The organism is Pedobacter jeongneungensis, assembly GCF_000633455.1.
In the GTDB taxonomy this organism is placed as follows: domain Bacteria; phylum Bacteroidota; class Bacteroidia; order Sphingobacteriales; family Sphingobacteriaceae; genus Pedobacter; species Pedobacter jeongneungensis_A.
In genome coordinates, this window is record NZ_AYMG01000029.1 from 1 (window position 1) to 24993 (window position 24993).

The 24993-nt window shown below is 39.0% G+C and carries 14 protein-coding genes and 1 tRNA gene; 8 read left to right on the forward strand and 7 right to left on the reverse strand.

Annotation, left to right across the window (positions count from 1 at the left end; translation table 11 throughout):
- Nucleotides 1-591 precede the first annotated feature (591 nt).
- The 3 genes from U859_RS0124210 (at nt 592) to U859_RS0124220 (ending at nt 3778) form a co-directional block, all read left to right on the forward strand.
- Nucleotides 592-1296 carry a hypothetical protein gene (locus U859_RS0124210; RefSeq protein ID WP_025145851.1) on the forward strand — a complete coding sequence of 235 codons (705 nt, stop codon included), beginning with the start codon at nt 592-594 and terminating at the stop codon, nt 1294-1296.
- Between the two features lie 170 nt (nt 1297-1466).
- Nucleotides 1467-3407, forward strand: coding sequence for an LTA synthase family protein (locus U859_RS0124215; protein WP_025145852.1), 1941 nt, complete (start codon nt 1467-1469; stop codon nt 3405-3407).
- Nucleotides 3408-3412: 5 nt separating this feature from the next.
- Nucleotides 3413-3778 carry a helix-turn-helix domain-containing protein gene (locus tag U859_RS0124220; protein ID WP_025145853.1) on the forward strand — a complete coding sequence of 122 codons (366 nt, stop codon included), beginning with the start codon at nt 3413-3415 and terminating at the stop codon, nt 3776-3778.
- Between the two features lie 11 nt (nt 3779-3789).
- Here the strand turns inward: U859_RS0124220 and U859_RS0124225 are convergent, their stop codons facing one another.
- Entirely contained in the window at nt 3790-4284 is a 495-nt protein-coding gene (locus tag U859_RS0124225; RefSeq protein ID WP_025145854.1) for a DUF416 family protein, read from the reverse strand.
- A 180-nt stretch (nt 4285-4464) separates the two neighbouring features.
- On the opposite strand from U859_RS0124225, the gene U859_RS0124230 reads away from it, so the two are divergent.
- Both U859_RS0124230 and U859_RS0124235 read left to right on the forward strand, forming a co-directional pair.
- Nucleotides 4465-5271: a helix-turn-helix domain-containing protein gene (locus U859_RS0124230; RefSeq protein WP_025145855.1), complete on the forward strand. Its 807-nt coding sequence runs from the start codon at nt 4465-4467 to the stop codon at nt 5269-5271.
- A 74-nt stretch (nt 5272-5345) separates the two neighbouring features.
- On the forward strand, nt 5346-6302 hold the full coding sequence (locus tag U859_RS0124235) for a nitrilase family protein (RefSeq protein ID WP_025145856.1): 957 nt from the start codon (nt 5346-5348) through the stop codon (nt 6300-6302).
- A gap of 415 nt (nt 6303-6717) precedes the next feature.
- Here U859_RS0124235 and U859_RS0124245 read toward each other — a convergent pair whose 3' ends face one another.
- The 3 genes from U859_RS0124245 to U859_RS0124255 form a co-directional block, all read right to left on the reverse strand.
- Nucleotides 6718-8193 (reverse strand): RagB/SusD family nutrient uptake outer membrane protein, encoded by a 1476-nt coding sequence (locus tag U859_RS0124245; protein WP_025145857.1) that lies wholly within the window; start codon nt 8191-8193, stop codon nt 6718-6720.
- Nucleotides 8194-8199: 6 nt separating this feature from the next.
- Nucleotides 8200-11223 carry a SusC/RagA family TonB-linked outer membrane protein gene (locus tag U859_RS0124250; RefSeq protein WP_025145858.1) on the reverse strand — a complete coding sequence of 1008 codons (3024 nt, stop codon included), beginning with the start codon at nt 11221-11223 and terminating at the stop codon, nt 8200-8202.
- A gap of 194 nt (nt 11224-11417) precedes the next feature.
- Entirely contained in the window at nt 11418-13523 is a 2106-nt protein-coding gene (locus U859_RS0124255; protein WP_025145859.1) for a DNRLRE domain-containing protein, read from the reverse strand.
- Between the two features lie 286 nt (nt 13524-13809).
- Between U859_RS0124255 and U859_RS0124260 the strand changes: the two genes are divergently transcribed.
- Nucleotides 13810-17901 (forward strand): hybrid sensor histidine kinase/response regulator transcription factor, encoded by a 4092-nt coding sequence (locus U859_RS0124260; RefSeq protein WP_025145860.1) that lies wholly within the window; start codon nt 13810-13812, stop codon nt 17899-17901.
- A gap of 229 nt (nt 17902-18130) precedes the next feature.
- On the opposite strand, the gene U859_RS0124265 is transcribed toward U859_RS0124260, so the two are convergent.
- Nucleotides 18131-18203 (reverse strand) — tRNA-Lys (locus U859_RS0124265).
- 424 nt (nt 18204-18627) lie between these two features.
- Between U859_RS0124265 and U859_RS0124275 the strand changes: the two genes are divergently transcribed.
- Nucleotides 18628-19260: a Crp/Fnr family transcriptional regulator gene (locus U859_RS0124275; RefSeq protein ID WP_025145861.1), complete on the forward strand. Its 633-nt coding sequence runs from the start codon at nt 18628-18630 to the stop codon at nt 19258-19260.
- Nucleotides 19261-19346: 86 nt separating this feature from the next.
- On the opposite strand, the gene U859_RS0124280 is transcribed toward U859_RS0124275, so the two are convergent.
- Entirely contained in the window at nt 19347-23213 is a 3867-nt protein-coding gene (locus U859_RS0124280) for a TIM-barrel domain-containing protein (protein WP_025145862.1), read from the reverse strand.
- Nucleotides 23214-23607: 394 nt separating this feature from the next.
- Here U859_RS0124280 and U859_RS0124285 point away from each other — a divergent pair, with 394 nt between their 5' ends.
- Nucleotides 23608-23979 (forward strand): hypothetical protein, encoded by a 372-nt coding sequence (locus U859_RS0124285; RefSeq protein ID WP_162800027.1) that lies wholly within the window; start codon nt 23608-23610, stop codon nt 23977-23979.
- Nucleotides 23980-24130: 151 nt separating this feature from the next.
- Here the strand turns inward: U859_RS0124285 and U859_RS0124290 are convergent, their stop codons facing one another.
- Nucleotides 24131-24892 carry an NIPSNAP family protein gene (locus U859_RS0124290; protein WP_240183091.1) on the reverse strand — a complete coding sequence of 254 codons (762 nt, stop codon included), beginning with the start codon at nt 24890-24892 and terminating at the stop codon, nt 24131-24133.
- Between the last annotated feature and the right edge of the window lie 101 nt (nt 24893-24993).

Below are 24993 nucleotides of genomic sequence, written 5' to 3' on the forward strand. Positions count from 1 at the left end.
AAGTAAATTCAGGATGGGACAGCTTGATTGGTGATTATCCGAAAAGTGGCCACTCATTCCTAACCAAAATGGCCACTCATTTCGCTCCAAAATGTGCATTGATTACCGCTTTAAGTGTGCAGTCGGCTGATTTTTAGCGTTTTTAAACTTCGTTTTTAGGCTTCCGGCTTCTATCGTCTGGATAACAAAACGCGCTGCAGATGCTTTAAATCTGCTTAAAAAAAAAGCATAGATTGTTCTAGGTGATCTAGTTTAGATGGGCTGTTTTTCGTGTCTGGCTACCTTTTAAATGATACCTATTGGGCCTCTTAGAGATTCAGGGATCCAAAATCTATTCTGGAAACCTTACAGAGCGCCGGGTGCACACTTTGGATTAAAATCCGGTGTCTACTATCCCTGAAACCCCCAATAACGGGGCTACAGTAGCCACGGAGGCTGTAATGTTCATTTTCAAAAAAAGCAGGGCTGGAAATTAAAATATTAGATTTAGGGATAAAGGGGCATTATGGTTCAACTTCAGAATTGCTACAGAATTGAGTTGTATATTTAATATAGAAGCATAACTAACTTCTTATCCCTAAACCAAATAAAATGAAAAAACTCTACACCATTACTTTAGCAGCACTTGTTGTACTGCTAATAAGCAGCTGTACCAAAAAAGAGGCGGTAACCGATACCAAATTGAGTTACAGTTTTAGCGCAGGCAATTTAAATGCATCGCTCAGCAGTAATGCCAGTGCAAGTGGCGTGGTGGTAGCACCTGGCACCAATGGCAGCATTAACTGGGCTACTGCCAGTATTAATATTGCCAAAGTAGAATTTAGTGCAACTAAAGCAGGCTCTCCGGTATTGTTGGAATCTAAAAATATCTACCTGGTTAATGCCCTAAAACCCGATTCATTATCTGGCACGGTTTCATTAGCCTCTGGTGTTTACGAGCACAACGAATTTAACCTTACCATGAGCAGTTCGCTTACCAACCCACCATTATTATTAACAGGAACCTATATCGAAGCTTCGGGGACTAAAATCCCTGTAAGGTTTGAAATGAACCAGGCCCAGGTGATTAAGTTAGAAGCAGCAAGGGTTGAAGTTACCTCGGGCACTTATGTGGCAAAGGTAAGTATTCAGTTAAATGCCCTGGTAGCGGGATTAACAGCAAGCGATTTTGGCCAAACTACCCGTACAGGCACCAATAATACAATTATCATTTCGAGCACGATAAACAAAACACTTTACGATAAACTTGTAAGCAGATTTAGCGCTACGTTGAGTGTTAATTTTTCGAAACAGTAAGCTTAAGGTTAAAGCAATAAGGCTTATATTAATTAAATATTAAGTTAATAATTTATTAATATCTTTAGGGGCTAACCAAACCTTCAGAATTCCTTCAGAATTGGAACTTACCTTCGCCCGTTAGTACAAAGTGTGGCAGGTAAGTTAAAACTTTTGGATTCAACCTTAAAATGAGCATTAAACAACAAACCAATAAATTACTGAATAACAGATTTGGACCGGTTTTTCTAGTTACCGCACTGTTATGCGGCATATCTTTAATCACCAGGCTTGCCTTAATGGTTTATAGTGCATCATCTGTCGATTGGTCGATACTTAACCTCCTCAAAATTTTCGTTATCGGCCTCTTTTACGATCTTGCTGCTGCATCTTTTGCGGTAATACCCATTGTAATTTATTTATGGCTGTTGCCTGCTAAATGGTATGGCCGTAAATTTAACAAGGTATTGTTGTTTATTTATTTCTTTTTTGTTGTTTTCAGCCTGATTTTCAATGCCATTTCTGAGTGGTTTTTTTGGGAAGAATTTTCGGTGCGTTACAACTTTATAGCAGTAGATTATTTAGTGTACACCACAGAAGTGATTGGAAATATCCGCCAATCGTACCCCATTAACAGCATTATGGTGGGTTTGGTGGTGCTTACCGCCCTGGTTATTTATCTTTTAAGGCGCTACATCACAGCATCAACCATTACAAAAAGCAGTTTTGGTAACCGGACAAAAATTGCATTGATTCTTTTATGCCTGCCTGTTTTTACTTATTTCTGCGTAAGTCATAAATTAAAATACCTGAGCAAAAACCAATATGTAAACGAGCTTTCGGGCAATGGGATGTATGATTTTGGTTTTGCTTTTTGGAATAACCAGCTCGATTACAATACTTTTTACAAAACGCTTCCCATTAAAACTGCCGGATCTATCCTCGGCCATTTACTTCAGCAAGATACTATGGCTAAAAACGGGGAATTTAAAAATACTTCGAGAAGCATCAGTAATACAGGTGCAGAAAATAAAATGAATGTGGTACTCATCAGCGTAGAAAGTTTAAGTGCCGAGTTTTTGGGTACTTTTGGCAATACACAGCACATTACACCACAGCTCGATTCGCTGGCCAAAGAAGGTTTGCTCTTTAATAATTTATACGCCTCGGGCACGCGTACGGTACGTGGTTTAGAAGCACTTTCGCTTTGCATCCCTCCTACGCCCGGCCAATCGATTGTTAAGCGCCCTGATAATAAAAACCTGTTTACGTTGGGCAGTATATTCCGATCTAAAGGTTATAACAGCAGGTTTATTTATGGCGGTTATGGTTATTTCGATAACATGAACGAATTTTTCTCTAACAATGGTTATGAGGTAACCGACAGAAGTTCGCTGCAGGATTCGGAAATTCATTATTCCAATATCTGGGGAGTGGCCGATGAAGACCTGTTTACCCTATCGTTACGCGAACTGGATAAAGATTACAAAAACAACAAGCCGTTTTTTGCACAGATTATGACGGTTTCGAACCACCGCCCTTACACTTACCCTGAAGGAAGGATTGATATCCCATCGCACACGGGCAGAGAAGGTGCTGTTAAATATACCGATTATGCGATTGGTAAATTTATTAGAGAAGCGAAACAAAAACCATGGTTTTCGAATACCTTGTTTGTTATCGTAGCCGATCATTGTGCATCTAGTGCAGGTAAAGTAGAACTACCGGTGGATAAATACCATATTCCAATGATCTTTTATAGTCCGGGGCACATTGCGCCAGGCAAATTTGAGAAACTTACCGCACAGATTGATATTGGCCCTACTATTTTGGGTTACCTTAATTTCAGTTACGATAGTAAATTCTTTGGTCAGGATGTATTTAAAATGAAAGCAGGAAATGAAAGGGCTTTTATCAGTACCTACCAAAGCCTGGGTTACATTAAAAACGATAAACTGGTAATTCTGGATCCGAATAAAAAAGCAGTTACTTATAAACCCAATTTTACTACCGGAAGTGCCGTAACCCTGCCGGCAGATCAGCAATTGATTAACGAAGCGATATCGAATTATCAAATGGCCTCGTATTTATACCAAAAAGGTTTATATGGTTTCGAATCTAAAAAGAAATAATCGGGATGAGTATACATATTGGATTGCTGATTTGGAAAGAAATGAAGGCAAAATCCATTAGCAGAGAGGAGCTTGCTGCGGCAGTAAACATCACTAAACACCGGGTAGGCACTTTACTTAAATCTGCATCGGTAGATACTGAAATTTTAAAACGGATTTCGATAAAACTTTGCCTTAATTTTTTCGAATATTACCGCAAAGATGAAGACCTGGCCCGATTTGAAGTTGATACTGCTATACAAAACCACCAGGAGCTTAACCAGCTTAAAGCGCTGATTAAAGAAAAAAACAGGCTACTCGAACTTTGTGATGAAACCATTAAAAGCCAGAAAAAGATTATTGCATCGCTTGAAAACCTGCGGAAATTGTAAAAAATAGACTTCTATTTACTTAGTTCCAGCTGATTGTTCCACTCTTTCAATAATTCGGGGTGTTTTAACAATTCTTCTTCACTTAAACCGGTTTCCAGTTCGCTTAATTTAAAATCGATGGTATCAGTTATTACGCTGCTGATGTTTAATAAATGGTCTATTTCCGGATCGGTAAGGTATTCTAAAAGTTCGAACACTGCACACCCGGCATTTAAGGCATAAGTGCCCAATGGATCGGTAAATTCTTCGGTATCGGGTAAAACTTCTTCCAACCTGGTTAAAAGTTGATTTACCTGTTCTTCATTAACCCCATTCAACACCGAATCCTTAATATATTGAATGGATTCTTTTAAGATTTCAGGATTCCCCCAGTTAAATTCCTGGTAAAAACCGATATAATCAGGTAAAAGCCTTTCGCAGATATCTAATCCAAAACCAATTAACCTCTCTTTAGGTAAAACCGTTAATTGCTTGCTTAAGCGCTCGTAAAACCGGGTAGAATCCATTTATTATATCATTTAAGAAATAACTGACCATTAAGCAATTAAGATCATTAAGAAAACTTTTCTTAATCTTTAACTGTATCAATGCGCCAGGCCGCAAAGATATGCGTTATTTCTACAGGTACAATTTTATTGCAATTAAACGATTTGCCTATACTTTGATTCTCTTACATTTGTTTACGTATGCAGTTACCTCCGCATCATTTACTTCAGGGTTTTGTTAAACATTATCTGATTATAGATCAAAAAATCAGTGCTGCGCACTCCTACCGCATGTTTTCGGATGGTAACCCGGGCATTGTTTTTCATTTAAAAGATCCGTTTTTGCAGTGGAATGATGAAAATTCGGCAGCCATTCCACAACCTCAGAGTTTTGTTTATGGACAACTGAGCCATTACAATACAATGGTTACTCCCGGTGATTTGAAGATGATTGCTGTGGTTTTAGAACCTTATGCTTTATTTACCCATTTCCATACTGCGGCATATGAGTTAAACGACGAAACGATACCCCTGGCTATTTTTTTTGGACAGGAAGCCCGTGATGTTGAAGAACAAATTATTAACGCTTTATCAACCGTTGAAGCAATTGCAACGATTGAGCGGTTTTTGATTAAGCGGGTAACTGCACTAAGGTATTTAACTACTGATTTTAGTATGGCCATGCGTTGTATTTACCAGCACCATGGCTTAATCAGTATCGGGAATTTACTCCAAACACTCCCCATAACCGAAAAACAGTTGGAACGTAAATTCAGTGAGCATGTGGGCACCTCGCCTAAAAAATTTGCAGATACCATTAAATTGCAGCACTTTCTTAAATTACTTCAAAAACAGCCCGATAAGGAGAAAATAGCCGATTTGATTTATATTTCGGGTTATTATGACCATGCACACCTTAACCGTAATTTTAAAAAAATGACCGGATTTACGCCAATCCATTATAAACAGACACAGCAAATGCTGGCCATAAACCTTATGCGGGTATAGGGCAATCGATTGTCGGTTTTATACAAATTTTTCTTGATCGTGCTGATTAGTTTTGATCAGTTAAAATACTAAAAATGAAAAATTTTAAAATAGCTACAGCTCAGTTCGAAAACCGGAGTGGCGATAAGGCATACAACCTTTTGGTAATTGAACAGCTTGCCAAAGAAGCCTCCATTCAGGGTGCACAGGCAATTGCCTTCCATGAATGCTCAATAACGGGTTATACTTTTGCCAGGAACCTTTCTAAACCGCAGATGCTCGAACTGGCAGAAGCCATCCCTCAGGGGCCAAGTATTATCCGCTTAATCGAAATTGCCAAAAAATTTAATATCGCTATTCTTGCCGGACTGTTTGAAAAAGACGAAAACGACAACCTCTTTAAAGCTTATGTTTGTGTTGATGGGAACGGCCTGATTGCCAAACACCGAAAGCTACATCCGTTTATAAACCCACATCTATTACCGGGCAATGCTTTTACGGTATTCGATTTATATGGATGGAAATGCGGCATTCTGATCTGTTATGATAATAATATAATAGAAAATGTACGGGCAACAACGCTTCTGGGTGCGCAAATTATCTTTATGCCCCATGTAACCATGTGTACGCCATCTACCCGGCCCGGAGCAGGCTTTGTAGATGCTAAACTTTGGGAGCACAAAGATGCCAACAGTGCCATTTTAAGGGCAGAGTTTGATGGCCTTAAAGGCCGCCAGTGGTTAATGAAATGGCTTCCTGCCCGGGCTTATGATAATGCCATATATGCGGTTTTCTCCAATCCAATTGGTATGGATGATGATCAGCTCAAAAACGGATGTTCGATGATTATTGATCCTTTTGGAGATATAATGACTGAATGCAGGTCTTTAGGTAATGAATTTGTAATGGCAGAATTAAGCTCAGATAGATTAACAGATGCTGGAGGATACCGGTATATCCAGGCCAGAAAACCTGATCTATACAAGCATATACTTGGTAAGCCGCATGATAGTAATCAACAGGTTGTCTGGCTTAAAAAGAAGGCTATTTGATGGGAAGAAATAAAATGAGACTGTATCATACAGATAAATTTGATTCAAATCTGTAGCGTTGGGCTTCCTGTTAAATCGGAATAAGAAGTCGAAATACTTTATCATATATTTAAGCAGGTCCTTCGACAAGCTCTCCGTAGGAGTCCTTTGGATAGGATGACAATTCGACTTTTATGATACAGCCTCATTTAAATATTCTATTAAGGCAGATGGCGCATATCCAAATTCTTTTTAATGGCAAAAGAAAAATGCGAAAGGTCTTCAAAGCCCGATTCCATACACAGCTCATTTGGCTTTTAATGCTTTTCCACCAGTTTATAATGCGCCAGTTCCAACCTATTTTTAGTTAACCATCGTTGTGGCGAAAGGTAAAAAAAATTTCTAAAATCGCGATCATCGTAGTTATATGTGTTGATTATTTGAAGCTAAGATTAGGATTAAGTTGCAAATCAGCATTTGGTATCGGCAAAAAGTAATTAGCTTTTGTAATCGCGCCAATTGGTTTCAGGTCATTGGTATTTTTATTGGCATTAGCTGATTCTACCATTTGAAGCCGCACAAGATCAAACCATCTGGTATATTCGCCGGCAAACTCCCAGGCTCTCTCCTGCACTACAGCACTTTCAAAATCATTAGCCGATAAGCCATTAAGTGGTGCCAAACCTGCACGCGAACGAATGGCATTAACCGCAGCGTAATCATCTGCACTTACTGCATTGTTAGCACGGGCATCCGCTTCGGCAAAAGTAAGCAATACATGTGCGTATCTGATTAAAGGGAGCGGCTGGTTGGTGCTTGAGGTTAAATAATTAGGTGTAGGCGTATTTACCCTGAATTTTTGATAGTAAGGGTGTTTCGTTTGTCCATTTTGCCAATTAATGTTACCGGCAGGCATAATAAAGGTGGTATGGAAAGTCGCGTCTTTACGTTTCCCGGCCGGAAAATTATTAAAAAAATTAATTTCACAAAAATAATCATCCCAGCCATTTTCATCGCCGGGCATGGCAGATTTGCCATAAATACTGTTGCCATTACCACTGGCTGAGGAAAACTCCAGTTCAAATACAGCTTCGGGCGTGTTAATAGCGGTTTGCGTACCAGACCACAGCACATTCAGATCAGGCGCCAGATCAAAACCATAAAGGGCTTTATTGCTAATCACCTCTTTGGCTTTTGCCGCTGCCAGGGCGTACTTGCTCTGGTCATTTATAGGATACCCCCCCTCCATCAGGTACACTTCGGCTAATAAGGCTTTTGCAGCGCCCGCACCTGCCCTGCCTGCGGCAGGCTTGGCATTAGGCAGCAGTTGTTCTGCCTGTTGCAAATCAGCTTCAATTAATTTATAAACATCAGTTGCAGGGCTTTTGGTGATGCTTAATAAGCCGGCATCATAAGAAGATGCGGTAATTAAAGGTATATTGTTCCAAAAGCGCACTAACCAGAAATAACTGAAAGCACGCAGGAAATAAGCTTCGCCAAGCAATTGATTTACTGCAGCCGAATTACCCGATGTATTCTTATACGCGGTCAATATATTATTAATGTTGATGATGGTTTTATAGCAGCCCAACCAAATTATTGGTGTACGGCCATTGGTGTTACTGGCCGCGAACTGATCGATTTCACGAAAATCCTGCTTGTTACTGGCCGGATGGGTGGTTAAATCATCAGAACCCATAACCAGGCCAACTATGGCCGAAGATGCAAAACCGGAGGTATAACCGTTTTTGAGCGGTTGATAAGCGCCCAGCACCGCTGCCTGTAAGCCCGGCAATGTGCTTACAGCATCGGTGCCAACCAGTTGCCCTTTTGGATCCTGTTCCAAAGCCTTTTTACATTGTGTTAATAATAGTAATGATAAGGCTGATATTGCTATGATAGATTTCTTCATTTTTCTTTAAAATTTAGCGGTTAAACCAACGGTATAAGTTTTAGCATTCGGGTAAGCACCATAATCGATGCCCTGGTTAACATCGGCACCGGGAGCTGAAGTTACGCTGCTTGACTCCGGGTCAAAGCCTTTATAACCAGTTATAGTCCATAGATTAGTGGCGCTTACAAAAACACTCAAATCCACTTTTTTAAGTTTGTCCTTCGAGAAGTTATACGCCAGTGAAATATTTTTGAGCCGCGCAAAGTTGCCACTTTCCATGAAACGTGTAGACTGGATATAGTTTTTGTTGGTTTTGCTAAAACCCGGAATATTTGAAGTTTCGTTTACCCCTGGAATATAGCGGTTCAAAATATCGGCTATGGTAGCCTGCCGATTATCAGAATTGGCTGTAATAGCTGAACCATAAGTGTAATTAAGCTTGCTGAAACCGGTAAGTGCCTGTATAAACACATTTAGCGTAAAATCTTTATAGGTAACATTATTATTCCAGCCATAACTATATTTAGGTAAACCATTACCGATGGGATGATAGTCGCTGCCATTAATCTGCTGGTCGTTGTTCAGATCAAGGTATTTGGCATCGCCCGGAACTGCACCATATTGCGCCGCAGCTGCGGCTTCTGATGGTTTCCAGGTGCCTTCGTAAGTTAAGCCCCAGTAGGTACCTAAACGCTGACCAGGTATTAGTACAAACTCTGATTGCGTTGACAGCCCCGAACCCACGCTTGATCCCGTATACATGATATTCTGTCCGTTAGCTAAGCTCACTACTTTGTTATTGAGCAGAGAAAAATTAAATGAAGACGACCACTTGAGATCCTTTGAAACTATCGGGTCGCCGGATAACGAAAACTCATATCCCCAGTTATTTACCTTACCCACGTTAGAAAGTATAGAACCGCCACCCAAATAAAGTGGCAGCGTTACCGGCAACAGCAGGTTACTGGTAGATTTATGGTAATAATCTGCACTAAAGGATAAGCGGTTTTTAAGGATCTCCATATCTATACCACCATCTACCTGTTTGGTGGTTTCCCATTTAAGCAAAGGATTGCCCGGGTTGCCCATCAATATTCCCGGCGTAATGGTTCCTGAAATAAAACTGGTGCTTACGTTACCATAAGTAGTAAGGGTTTGATACGGGTTAATGGCCTGGTTGCCGGTTGAGCCATAGCTGCCCCGCAATTTCAGGTTGTCAAAGAAATTAAGTTGTTTAATAAAGGGTTCTTCAGACAATCTCCAGCCAAGGCCTACCGATGGGAAGGTGCTGTATTGGTTACCTGTGGTAAATTTTGAAGAGCCATCCCGCCTTATCGAAAAGGTAACCAGGTATTTGTCTTTATAGGCATAATTAACACGTCCCAATAATGAAGACAGCGCGTTGTTACTGTAATTTGTTCCCACACCGTAGGTACTTGCCAAGGCCAGGTTATAATATGTTAAATTTGGAAAAGTTAGGTTATTCCCGGTAGCGCTGAACCCGTTGGCCTGATAATTTTGAAATTCAAAAACGGCTGTTGCAGTAAGCCTGTGTACCCCACCAAACAGGTGGCTGTAAGTGAGATTATCTGTTTGCTGCAAGCTAACACCTTCTAAAGACGAGCGGGTGGCACTTGGTAAATTTTGGCTCACAGATGGCCCCACATAGGTATAACCTTGCGTATTCGCATAATTTGCGCCACCTGTTACCGTCAGCGAGAGATCCTGCGAAAATTTATATCTAAGATCGAGGATGCCGTTTGCCGTTGTTGTAATATTGGTAAGTTCCTGATCCTGCTCCAAAGCCACCGGGTTGCTCGTAATTGATCCTACCGGATCATTCAGCGTATAATTTCCGGCGGCATCAAATACTGCAACCGTAGGTGCCCAGGCAAGTGCCTGTGTAACCGGCGACTGACGCCCCAGGTTACCCCTTAGGTTAGTACCCTGCTGACGGTTGACATAAAAATTAAAAGAAATAGAAAACTTATCAGTCACCTTACTCTCCAGGTTGGATCGTAACGCATAGCGTTTCAGATAAGAGTTGTTTAGTATGCCCTGTTGGTTTAAATAATTAGCGCCAATATAGTAAGTGGTTTTTTCTTTACCGCCCGCCAAGTTTAATTGATACTCTTGGGTCGGGGCCGTTCTAAAAACTTCATTTTGCCAGTTGGTACCGCCATTCGCGGCAAACTGGTCAATTTGGGCCTGTGTATAAATTGGCGTTGTTCCGGTGGCCAGTGCCTTGGCATTTACAGTTTCGGCGTATTGAGCCGCATTAAGCAAGCTTAGCTTTTTCAATACTTGTGCCGATGAGGCTTTTACTGTAAATAAAACCTGAGTGTCGCCTGATTTTCCTTTTTTAGTTGCAATCAGCACTACACCATTTGCGCCGCGGCTACCATAGATGGCTACAGACGATGCATCTTTCAATATCTGGATAGATTCAATGTCTTGCGGGTTAATGGCGCTATAATCTGCACCAACAAAGCCATCAATCACATAAAGCGGATTGTTATCGCCCTGTATCGAATTGTTACCACGGATACGTATAGAAGCATCACCACCGGGAGCGCCAGAATTAGACATCACCGTTACACCAGCAGCCCGTCCCTGTAAAACCTGGGCAACCGAGGTTACTGGCTGGCTTTTAAAATCCCCTGCGTTAACTGACGAAAGGGCTCCTGTAAGGTCTGCCTTCTTCTGCGTACCGTAGCCAATTACCACTACTTCGTTTAGTTTTTGAGTATCATCCTCTATCGTGATTTTAAGTGGCTGCTGGCTGTTAGCTGATACCTCTTTTGACAAAAAACCTACCAGCGAACAAACGAGCGCTGTATTGTTGTTTTTAACAACTATTTTAAAAGCTCCGTTAACATCTGTTGCTGTAGCATTTTTTGTGCCTTTCTCTGTTATGGTTACCCCCGGCACGGCTGCACCTTTGTTATCTGTTACTTTGCCGGAAACAGATAACGATTGTGCCAAACCAAATCCGGGCAACATAATTAACACTGCAATAATCAAGTGATTTAAAAGAAATTTGGTCATAAAATAAAAGTCTTTGGCATAAAAAATGAATTAATAAATGGTTGGGATTATTACAGTTAAAAGCGGTTAAATAATGTCGCTATGATTTTAGATAGAATTTGAACATCAAAAACATAGCGACATTTTTTAGGGTGATACATGTCTTTAAATTAGAAAGACTAAGTGTATTCCGAAATTGTTAAGTGTTATTATCTCTAATAAGTAAGTATTACTGCAGGCTTATTGCTGCTTGCTTCGCGGCTGTTGATGTTTATATCATTGGTACCAGAATTGGCACCGTTGTTTTGTAACAGAAAGGATACAGATCGATCTGATTTTGGAAGCTGCGCATTAATGGCATTACTAACATCCAAAGTATAAGTACCAACGCCGGTTACCACTATTTGCCCTATATAGGTTGCATCTATGGGCGCATTATTCCAGTTGATAGATGTTTCGCCCCAGCTGTTACTTGCTGTGGTATATACCGAAATGGTGCGGGTAGCGGCTGTATTTACACCACTAACATATAAACTAAGATTAGCAGATTGCACTTTTGATACCGATGCAGCGGTAAAATCAAATTTTGCATATGCTTTCCTGGCATAACCCGCTGCGTCTGCTTTAATCACCATATAGGATAAACTGCCATAATTTTCGGCGCCATAATTACCGTTTCTAACATACGAATCTGCTATAGCTCCAAAAGAACTAGGTCTGTTGTCAGTGTTTCCACCGCTATGCTGAAATGCTCCTACATCCGGATTATTTGTCGGTAAGGGATTACCCGAAAAATCTTTTCCCCCATTGTCCCCAATATATATCCCTGCATTTAAACAGACTGAGCTCGCCTTAACATTGTATCCCTTGGCAACATCAAACCCAGTACCAGATACAGGATTTACAAATGATGGATCGGTATAAAAATTATTATTAAGCACAGATGTACCCCAATTTAGCGCAGAGAAAGTAGCAGAAGGATAAAAACAATTGTTATTGAATAAAACACTTTTGCTTACCACGGTGTTGCTTAAAGATGCTATTGTTGAGCTACTGTAGAAGATATTATTTGAAAAAGTACCGGATGGAGTACCATATAAAACTGTTTTTATTGGATTATTTGAGTAAAAAACATTATTGTATATATAACGTGAGGAATATGAACTCGGTTCAAAGAAGAATAGCTTTTTCTTGTCAGAATTAATAGGCGAACCCACATCATTCACACTTACATTGTAGCGCACCGTAATGTTTTTGGAATTATGCATAAACAACATAAACCCACCATTGTTATCATGCGAATAATTATATTCAAAGATATCACCATCAGTTATTGAAGGTGTATCATACCCATCGGCATCAAATACATTTCCATCGTTGTTACCCCCTCCTTTTACTCCATATACCTCATTATAGGCCACAAGCGTATTAATGCTGCCTATGGTCCAAACGGCTGCATAATTTTGAGGTCCCTTACTCATACATACATTATGAACAGTGTTGTGTGTAATTTTACTACCTCCGGTAACGCCCGACATTACAATGCCGTCGCCATAAACGTTTTCAACCAAATTGTTGTCAATTATTATGTCTTTGCACCTGGCTGGCATATCCCTTGAGCCGTTGGTCCGTATGCCTTCAACAGTACAATCAGATACACGGCAACCTTGTACCAGCGCACCATATATTTTCCCGTCAAGAATAATACCGCCACTGGCTTTGTTGTAGTTTGCCTGTCCATCAATTGGAGAGTTTACATCATGCACATAACAATTTTTAACAGAAACATTGGTAGTAGCATCTCCCGTAGGCGCTCCGCCTACTACTTTGATACCTGTGGCAGCATAGCTAACACCGCCAGGTACGGTATTGGTTATTTCCAGGTTATTCACTTCAAAATACGACACTTTATTCAAAAGCAGCGCAGCAGAACCATTTACTTTTCCACCACCATTAATAACCGGCAGCGCCGTACCGCCATATTTATCAACGGTGATAATAGCACCTGCCGTACCTGAACTTTTAAAACGCAGGGTGTCGTTCCATACACCGCCACTTTTAAACAAAATTAGATCTCCGGGCTCAAATGCCATGGCGTTTACTTTACTAATGCTTTTCCAGGCTGTACCCGTGCTTTTGCCATCGTTGTTATCATCACCAGCAGGATCAACATAATATGCTATGCCTGTTAATGACATACCATTTAGAGCGGCTTTTAAATTCGAGTTTTTTATTGTGTCCGACACCGGGACTGTAGCTTTTTTACAAGATGCAAATACTGCAACCGCCAGTACCAGCATTAATGTTAATGGTTTTCTCATTTTTAATGATTTGGTTAAATAATTGGTTAAAGTCGATATTGGTCACCGAGCACATCGAAGTTATCTGCTTTTAAAAAAAACAAGGGGTAAGATTGTAAAGAAATGGGGGTAAAAATATAAATGGGTATTTATGGCCTGTTTATTTAAGAACAGGATAGACTAGCAATCCAGTTGAACTTATTCTATTGCCGGCCCGTTAACATCAACAGATAGCACGAAGAATCCTAAAAAGAAAAACTATTAATGTGATGGGAATTTTATTAGTTTTACTTAAGTGGTCGACTAAATGAAATTAACTATTGCCATATTCCTGTTCTACATAGGCTGTTTTTCGGCAGCTTATAGTCAGCGTATCGCGTTTGAGAATTTGACAGTAGATAACGGCTTGTCGCAAAATTCGGTACTGGCTATAGTTCAGGATGGCAGGGGATTTATGTGGTACGGCACACAGCACGGGCTCAATAAGTATAATGCCCGGAGTTTTAAGATTTACAAAAATGATCCTTCAGACAGAACAAGTCTATCATCAAATTATATTACCTGCCTGCTGCTTGATTCGCACAAGGTACTTTGGGTAGGTACCCGAAACGGACTAAATAAATATAATCCGGAAACGGACAGCTTTGAACGGGTTCTTTTAGATTCGTCATCTTCCAACAAGGGTAATCAGATCATAAGTTCGGTATATGAAGACCGGCAAAAAAACATTTGGGTATGGTCGTCAACGGGTTTGTATCTATTGCCAGGTGGCAAATCGGGTGAGTTCAGTTCAATGGCCGTTCCTGATTCTGTTGCCGGGCTTTACGGAACCAATGTACATGTCATATACCAGGATCATGAAGGTATTTATTGGATAGGTTCGTCGGCGGGGCTTACCAAAATGAAAAAGGAGGGCAGCGGGTATCGGTATCAAATATACAGGCACCAGGCAGCGAAGCTCAACAGTTTGAGCGACAATTATGTAACTACCATTACCGAAGACCTTCAACATAACCTGTGGATAGGTACCCTGCATGGTGGTATTAATCTTTATGATAAAAGCACAAACACCTGCACCCGGTTTTTAAGTAACAACGGCGCAAAAGGCCCGGTGAATAATAATATCCGGATATTGAAAACTGCAAGCTCGGGTAAGATATGGATTGGTACACAGGGGGGGCTAAGTATCCTTGACCCTAAAACAATGCAGTTTTCGTCATATAAACATGATCCTGAGGATAAGAGCAGCTTGAGCCAGAATTCTATTTACAGCGTATTTATAGATAATGCAAATACCGTATGGATAGGTACTTACTTTGGAGGCATCAATATGGTGTCTGGGTACAATACCTCATTTTTGAACTTCCAAACAACACGGTACCACTCCAACATCAATAACAATGTGGTGAGTGGAGTACGTGAGGATAATAAGCACAATTTATGGATCGGCACAGAAGGGGTGGGCTTAAATTATTTTGACCGTGAAGCTGATGTGGTAACTACTTATCAAAATAAAGCTGGCGATCCTACCTCGCTTGGATCTGACTTAATTAAGGTGGTATACATTGATAAAAGCGGAAACATTTGGGCAGGAACACACGGAGGTGGTTTAAACGTGTTTAATCCCAAAACCCATAATTTTAAGCGATACCTGTATAACGAAAATGATCCGGTAACACTAGGCTCTGAAGTGTTGGACATTTTAGAAGATTCCCGAAATAATTTCTGGGTTGGAACTCAAAATGGGCTGCTTGTTTTCCGGCGAAATAATAGTGCTTTAGAGATGGCTGATAACCCTGTCATAAATAAAATTGGCAAACAATCCGTCAAAATTTTACTGGAAGATAAAGAAAAGAATATATGGATGGGAACATCCAATGGGTTGTTTCTGTTAGATCATACCCATAATGATTTAAAGCAGTTTACTACGCACAGTGGCTTAAAATCCAATGATATCAATTGCATATTTCAGGATACACGTGGTCGTATTTGGGTTGGCTTGTATTATGGTGGCTTGGCCGCGTACAATAATAACCAGCAGAGGTTTGTTAGTTATTCGGAGAAACAAGGCTTAGCTAACAATAACGTACAAAGTATATTAGAGGATGCAAATCATAACCTTTGGATGGGTACAGGCAATGGTTTGTCAAAATTTAACATCGCTTCCCAAGCCTTTAAAAATTATTACAAAAGTGATGGCTTACTAGGGAATACGTTCAATATCAATTCCTGCTATAAAACCTTTGAAGGCGAAATGCTCTTTGGAGGATATAATGGACTTAGTAGTTTTTATCCATCAAAAATAGAAGATAATAATATCGCTCCACCGGTTGTTATCACGGAGCTTAAACTATTTAATCAGCCCGTAAGGATCAACCAGCCTTATGGATTACTAAAAAAAGATATTAGCCTAACACCTAAAATAATTTTTACGCATTCGCAAAATGTGTTTACCATTGATTTTGCTGTGCTAAACTACATTAAGTCTGAGAAAAACAAATATGCCTATAAATTAGAGGGTTTTAATAACGATTGGGTATATACCGATATTCCGTCGGCTCCCTATACCAAGCTTTCGGCTGGAAATTATATATTTTTAGCAAAAGGTGCTAACAATGATGGTATTTGGGGGCAGGCCGCTATTCTGCATATTCAGGTGTTACCTCCAATTTGGGAAACCATATGGGCCTATTGTTTATACGTGCTGTTAATAGGTGGTCTGGTGTTTTTGATAGCCCGCTTTTTTATACTCCGGTCGTTGTTGCAGAGAGATAAGGAACTTACACAACTGAAGCTAAACTTTTTCACCAATATATCGCACGAGATCCGTACGCATCTTTCTTTAATATTAGGGCCTTTGGAAAAATTGGTCTTGTTTGGTAAGGACGATGCTGAAAATACCAGACAATTGCAGATCGTAAAGAAAAGTTCAGATAGCCTGCTTCAACTGGTAAACGAACAGATGGATTTTCGCAAAGCTGAAAGCGGGAACCTCAAACTTCATGTGTCCGAATATAATATTGTAAATATCCTGCAGGAAATACTTGCTTCGTTTTACGAAAATTCCATATCCGGAAACATAACTATAGATCTGATTTCTTCTTCAGATGATACCAAGGTTTATTTTGACAAAGAGCAGCTAGAAAAAGTTTTTTACAATTTAATTTATAATGCTTTTAAGTTTACCAATTACGGAGGCCATATTGGTATATTTATTAAAGAAAATAAGAACGAAGTTACCATTACAATAGCCGACAATGGAAAAGGAATAGCGCCTGAAAATCTGAAGAATTTGTTCGAGAATTACTTTCAGGAGAATGATCACGGAAAGCAAAATACAGGTTATGGTATAGGGTTAGCGTTGGCTAAAAGTATAGTAGAACTGCATCAGGGATCCATTGTAGTGGAAAGTAAGTTATCTCCCGGGGGCAATAATACTGCCTTTACCATTAGCTTACGTAAAGGGGCTGATCATTTTAACCCTGCTGATTTGATCAGATCAAAGGAGGATGATCAATCTGAAGCGGTAAATTTTGCTATAAATACTGATAGTACTATAACCTATGCTCAGGTAGAGAACAAATCAATCGGAAATAAAAAATATCTGGTTTTGCTAGTGGAGGACAACCCTGATATGCGCTTATTTATAAGCGATTTTTTGAAGAATCATTATGAAGTGATTATAGCTGATAACGGATTAAACGGCTGGGAATTAGCAAAAGAACATATCCCAGATATTCTTATCAGTGATGTAATGATGCACGAAATGGATGGTTTTACATTGTGTAATAAACTAAAGACCGATGAAAGCACAAATCACATCCCTGTTATTCTTTTAACTGCAAAAGCCTCCGATTCGAGCCGTGTAGAGGGACTAAAAATGGGAGCAGATGTTTATTTATCAAAGCCATTTAGCATTGAGATATTATTATTACAGGTAAATAATCTTTTAACTTCCAGTGAAAGGATACGGCAAAGCTTCAACCGCCTGCTTAAATCTGTTCCGAAAAGTGAAGACATTATTTCTGTTCAATATGAAAATAACGATCAAAAAATAAAAAAACTGGTTGATTCTATTGATAATGAATTCCTGAATAAAGTGATCAGCATAATAGACAGGGATATTGATAATTTAGAATTTGGTGTGCCTGAATTAACAAAGGCATTAGCCATGAGTAAGCCGATATTATACAAAAAACTTAACGCACTTACCGGCATGTCTGTTAATGACTTTATTAAATCCGTCAGGATGAATAAGGCTACTATACTTTTGCAAAGTAAACGATATACCATTAATGAGATAGCCTACATGGTAGGTTTTAGCGATCGTAAGTATTTTAGTAAAGAATTTAAAAAGCAATACGGACAAACACCAAGCGAATTTATAAAGGAGGCTTAAATGAAGAAATATCAATCCTTCTCCATGATTAGCCGGGTCTTAACATTAGTATACCTATTAACATAATCAATTTACTCCCTTTGGATACTTTATGCTAATAATTCGCGAAGGATTATAGCTCTCCTGCTATAAATCCATTTTTCAAATAGATAGTCACCAAAAAAGAAGTATTATTTTAGGACGTGGGCATTTGAAACAAAAAAGCCTCACATTTCTGTGAGGCTTTTTGTGATCCCGCTGGGATTCGAACCCAGGACCACTACATTAAAAGTGTAATGCTCTACCAGCTGAGCTACGGAATCATTTACCCCCCTTGCGGGGCTGCAAAGATAGAAATTAAATTCATTCGTGCAAAGGATAAATCCAAAATATTTAATATAAAATTAACCTTAGCTAAACAAAAAGAAGTTAAATATTTATGAATCATGATGTTAAATACGATTAAAAAAAAATCATTTTTTATGCTTTCCTGGCCACCTTGGTATCAAAAAATCAAATATTAAAGAAGCCTGTTTTTAAAGATCCCAATTTTTTTTTGTACAATCATATTTATAGCTATTTTGTATAGAAGCAATAAAAAACGAAATCAATACTTATATTACCAAAACTTTTCTAAATCCTACACATACCAAGTTATTTAACATTCCTGTTAGTTGTATAGGTAGTTAGTGACTTTTTTATTTTCATTATTATTTTCACTTTTACATATACATTCGCTTTTCCCTAATGAATATTGAAAATATTTATGGTGAAGATAAATGGGCTGCATTTGGTGGTTTTTCGCCACTTATTACAGTCTTTAAGTCTTACCATCCGCTCAACCCTGAAATTGAAAACATTATTAACCGTTATACATTCCCTATACGCTTTGCCAAAAACAAGCATATTGCGTCGCCATTAAAGCACAACCGCTATATTTTCCTCATTTTAGAAGGGGCAGTACATGGTTATCTTAAAATGGGAAATAAAAAAATTACCACATGGATTGCTGCAGAAAACGAACTGGCAGGAACAATCAGGAATTTGTGGGAGAATGAAATATCCGATGAATATATTGAAACGATTGATCCGGTATTTGCAATTGCCATTCCGCATGAAATGTCGAAACTGCTTTATGAAAATTTCCCCATAGCCAACTATGTAGGGCGTAAAATGACCGAAATCTATTTTCAGGGGGCAACTGAAAGGGCATACATCTGCAGGCTTCCTACTGCATTAAAACGCTATCAAAGGTTTCTGGTGTCTTATCCGCACCTGATCAACCGTGTGCCATTAAAGTATGTGGCTTCATTTATAGGCATGCGGCTCGAAACGCTTAGTAGAATCAGGAAACAGGCTTTAATTGAAGATATTAAATAGTTTTTCGCTTTATCACCTAGTTGTAACCAAATAAAAAAGCGGAACCGGTTAAATACCAGTCCCGCTTTTTCAATTAAATGTTTCTATTAAAATTTAACAGTATTCAAGTTTTTATCCACTAAAACTCCATTATTAATTTTAAGGTTAAATTGAAGCTTACGTTTTGCTTTTAATTTCAGGATAAATAAATCATTGGTCCCGTTTAAGGTTTCTTTAGCGCCAACATTAATAAATGTTGGGTATAAAACCTTATCTCCGCTGGTATGCAGACGGTCGTTGGTAAAATTATCCATTTGTTTCACATTTAAGTTCTGTACACTTACAAAATCATAATCTTCTGCATGATACGGCAAGGCAAAACTTAAGGCATTTACAGATTTAAGGTTCACTCCTTTTACTTTAATTTCAATAATCTCATCTTTATTATAGGTCTGCTTTGCTGTATTGATTTCTAGCTTACCAGCAACCTTATCAATTTTATTATCGTCTACACCACCATCAAGCTGGGTAGCTACTACCGAAATATCATAAGCATCAATCAGGTTATTTTTATTGATATCGCCATTACTGATGTAACCTTCAAAATCAGCATCTCCTTTTCTTAAACCAGTATAATTGATGTAAGAGGTTAAATCATTCCGGTCAATCAGGCGGTCGTTGTTGATATCGCCAGGCAGGTAACTTTCGGTTCCCGGAACTTTAAATACATATAATTCGCGACCTGATCCGAAACCGCCTACACCTTCGGTAACTGCAATTTTAATATAACGCGCAGTTGGATGACTGGCAAAATTAAATATTTTAACATCCCCATTATTTACCCACTCAAAAGTTCCCGCATCTGTCCAGATTTCTTTATTATTACTATAAAACACTTTACCTTTTAACAATATCCCATTGCCTCTTCCGCTACGAGGCAGGTAATGAAATTTATCGAGTTGATTGATTGATTTAAGATCGATCACCATATCAAAAGGAACCGATTTTACGCCCCATTTGGTGTGCCATATATTACCCTCATCAAAATCGAACAGGTTGTTAACGTCTTCACCTTCCTGATTTTCGGCTGTAGTTTGAGCTACAATACCCTGAATGGCAAATTGTAAGGGATTAGATTTAGTGGTGGCTTTAATTTCGGTCCAGTCAGAATAACCATCTTTGTTTACCGCACGCAATTTAAACGAATAAGGTGTTTCTGCGGCTAAACCATCAAATAACAAGGCAGTATCGCGGATGGTGGTATAATGCATCTCGTTAAAATCGATTTCATAAAAATCGGCATTATTTACTTTGCTCCATGTTGGGGTAAGTGTGTAAGCTTCCCTGTTTTTATCGGTGATACTTGCATGGGTCGGAGCAGCCAACTTACCGCTTGATACGCGCTGTTTATCTGCAGGTTCGAATTTAAATCCTTGTATGTTAACAGTTACAGGGTTTAGTGTAATGTCAGTAGCCTGGATTTTAATTAAAACCTGCGGGTTTTTGGTGATCACAACTTTTTCAAAATCGCTACCTTTTGTCGCAAAACGGTTTAAATTCGGTGCAACGTCGTAGAAATACACATTGCTTTGTTTTAAAAATTCTTCTTTCGAATTTACTTCTGCAAGTTTTATTTTATCGTTCCCAACTTTTGCAAGCAGTTTTTTAGGTTTTTCAGTAACATTAACGATTAATTCAGTTGTTTTTTCTTTAACAAAGCCATCAAAATCGCCTTTTGTGATATTAATGGTTACCGAAGCATTATTTTTTTGATCTGATGTTGATTCGATTAAAGTTGACGCACCTTTGCCTAATTTATAGGCTTCAGTTGCTCCATCATCATCATATTCGGTAAATGAGGTATTTCCGGATGGATAAAGCTCATAAATCCGGTTGGCTTTATTAATTTCTGAGACATTGTTATTTGGATTTGCCATCGGAATAATTGCTCCGTTTTTCACAAAAACAGGTAATTTCCAAAGTGGTGCGGCAAAACTGTTAATGATGCAGTTTCCTGCATATTTTTCACCAGTAAAATAATCGATCCAGGTTCCTTCTGGGAGGTAAATACCGTTGCGGATATCATTTCCTTTATCATCAGATTTAGTAGCCTGATAAATCGGTGCCACCAAAAAAGATGGTCCGTACAAATATTGATACTGTGTTGAAATTCCCTTGGTATAAGCATTTGGATATTCCAGAAACATTGCCCTGATGATCGGTAAGCCTGTAAGGGCTTCTTTCGCGATGCTGTAGGTATAAGGTATTAATTCGGATTTCAGCTTTAAATAATTGCGGTTAATCGAGGCCACTGGTTCTCCTAATGCATGTGGATATTTTTCGTTAGCACCCCAGCCGTCCATATTCAGTTGCATGGGCGTAAAGGTTTTCCATTGAAAATCGCGGGTATTGATGGTTTGATTTTTACCACCGAAAATACCATCCATATCGGATGTAATATTTGGCTGACCGGACAAACCTGAACCTAAATAAGTAGGAATATGAAAACGGATATATTCCCATACCCCGCCGGTTTGATCGCCCGACCAGATACCTGCATAACGCTGCGTACCTGCCCAGCCATCCAACGAGATGATAAAAGGCCTGCTGCTGTTGCCATAATAAGGCATAATCTGCACTACATCGGCTACGCCATTCAATCCGAAAGAATAACCTGCACCAACCCACGCCACATCGGTTTTTAACACCCGAACACCGGCGTCTCTTGCTTCTTTGATGACATCACGCTGTAATAATGCACTTACGCCGGTTTTGGGATGAAGGTCAGATTGTGTCCACAGGCCTATTTCCACACCATTTTTACGGGCATAATCGCCAAAACTCTTTAGGTTTTGAATGTTACCATCCAATGTTTCGGTTTGGCCATACCCTGCACCATAGCCATCGTTAGGAAGTACCCAGCCCAAAGGCATATCATTTTTCTTATACCTGTCGATTACAGCGCGTGCCGAAAATTGATAATTGTTTTTCTCGCCGTTTAGCGATTCTTTTACTCCGCCATTATCTTTCTGGCTTTCTTTATAACGTTTGCCATCTTCAAATAAAGTTCCTTTTTCATCTTCCTTCCAAAAATCGCGGTTATAGGCATTTAAATGTCCTTCGTAAAAACCGAATTTCGGCAATAATATAGGGTTTCCGGTGAGCTGATAAAAATCATTCAATAAAGGTACTGCACCATTGTTTACCATAAAAAAGGCATCCAGGTAACCGGTTTCGTGTGTTAATTTAACCAATCCTTTTTCTTTAGCACCGAAATTGTAATTGCCTTTGCTAAAGGTGTACCACATTACGGCATAACCATTTGTAGACCAATAATAAGGTGTTGGCGAGGCTACTCCCCCATCTGTCCAGCTGTTTTGGTTTTCGATGGAAATGGCTTTTCCTTTATGCGAAAAACGACCGTTCTGTACACCTCCACCATAAAAATACTCCTGTGGATTTTCTTTAAAGCTGAGTGTTACTTTTCCTTTTTCGAACTGAATGGGGGCAATTTCTTCTAAAGCCACGGCCTGAGTGGTGAGGTTAATAATTTTGATTAAAGAAGTATTTTTATCGATAAGAACGGTAATCTTAGCCGTAGAAATGAATAACTGATTATGCTCATCTTTAATTTCCAGTTTTGAAACCGGTCTACGTGGATTTTCTACCAGAATTTTAGCTTCTGGTTTTGCTTCAGGGTCACGGATAAATCCACCAGTGGGATCCTGAAAAAGGCGAAAAATATTATCGCCATAAAAATCGAGTGTTAATCGCTGATTATCGGTAAGCAATAATTCAACTGTAGTCGAATTGATTTTTTTTACATCAGTTACCTTGATAATTTTTTGAACAGTCTCGTTGTTTTTTTGCGCCGTTTCCTGGGCAGAAACAAAGGCGGGAAATGCATAAAAAAGAGAAGTAAACGTTAATAGGATTATGTTTTTAAAGCGTTTGTAAAAGGGTTGCAGGGCCATTAAAATTTGATTTGGTTATGTTATATGATTAGGCAAGCCTCTGGTGTTAGCTGCTGTTGGCTAAAGTTAGCAATCGTGTATAAGGAAACGGTGTGTTTTTAAGGACAAATACCGCGCAATCGTTTGTCTATCATGTTTTTTACTTTTAGGTTGGTGGCATGGAGTTGAGCGCGCGGAGTTTGGCGTTGGGAGCTGATTAACTAGTTTGGCGTTCAGAGTCTGGCGTTTGGCGTCGATTAACCGATTTAAACAATTAACCGATTAATCATCTGGGCCTTTAGCTTTGGAGCCAATTAACCGATTTAAACAATTAACCGATTAACCTACCTAAATCTTTTACAATTAACAATCATTTATGGCAGGCATTTTGCATACAGATGACAAAATCAGATTAATGAACCTTTTAGTACCCCAACCTTATAGTTGCGTGATCATTGATGATAGCCGCATGAGCAAACCACTTTTCGAAAATTTCGTTTCCCAAATAGATAAACTTGAACTTAAAGGCAGCTTTACAGATAAAGTAGACGCTATGGCCGCCTTTTGGACGTTCGGAAAAATAGATTTCCTATTTTTAGATGTACAAATGGATATGTCGGGCATCGATGTAGCCAGGATGCTAAAAAACAGCGTGAAGTATGTCGTAATTTTAGGTACACAAGGTACACAAGCGATTGATAATTTTACCAATAAGTGCAAATTTTTACCAAAACCACTTGATTTTACAAAATTTTTAAATGCAATTGAGCAGTTGATTTCTGTTTAGTCTGGAGTCGAAAGTCCGCAGTCAGGAGTCGATTATTCGTATAGAGCAAATTAGTTAAAGGAGAAAAAACAATTAAATAATCACCAATGACCAATAAACGAATGACCCGTGAACCAATGATCAATAACCAAAGAACTCATCAACTAATGAACTAAATATCCGAATAATCGGTAGGATATACGAATTTTGTATCGTTTTTAGAAACGTTGTGCTGGTACTCTGGCATTGCAGAAAGTTTTTTCCAGTAATCATCAGCAGAAAAAGCCTTCCAATGTGCATCTCTATCTGCTTTATTCTCGAAGGTAGTCAGGTACATCAGGTTAGGCATTCGGCTCCCTGAAATTACTTCTCCATAAAATACTGCGTTAAAATTAAGCCGCTTAAATAAGCCTATTTCGTCGCCTTTATTAAACATCTGCACCTTGTTCTGGTAATATTTTTCGGTGGGCGATTCGTAACTTCTTAGTTCATATACCCGTTCTTTCATTGGTGATTTTAAGTTAGGCAGCACAAAAGCGGGTGCATCTTCAAAGGCCTTTAAAACAATGGATTCAAGGCGTTCATAGGGTGCATCGCTATACACGGCATCTAAATATGTTTTACCATCAATGCCATATTGCTGGTCTTTTGCCAGTTTTTTATCAAGTTCTAAAATACCATTGAATGATTTTAAAGGGATAAATACATAAATGAGCTTTTCAGTAACCGTAGCCGGATCGCTTATAATTGGTTTAAACACACCCACTTTTGCAATTCCAGAACGGTGTAGTGCAGGCAAATAAGCTTTCTGTAAATATTCATCTACTATCTTTTCCTGCGCATCAGTTTTTAAATGGTAAATTTTAATTTGATAGAAATCTAACTTCGATGCATGAGCAACAAATGCATTAAATATTAAAAAAAATAAAAACAAGCACGATATTTTGATCTTTGGCAACATATTTACTGATAATTAAAATTATTTGAGACTAATGTACCAATTATCGGTTAAAAACAACCAGTTTGCAATTGACA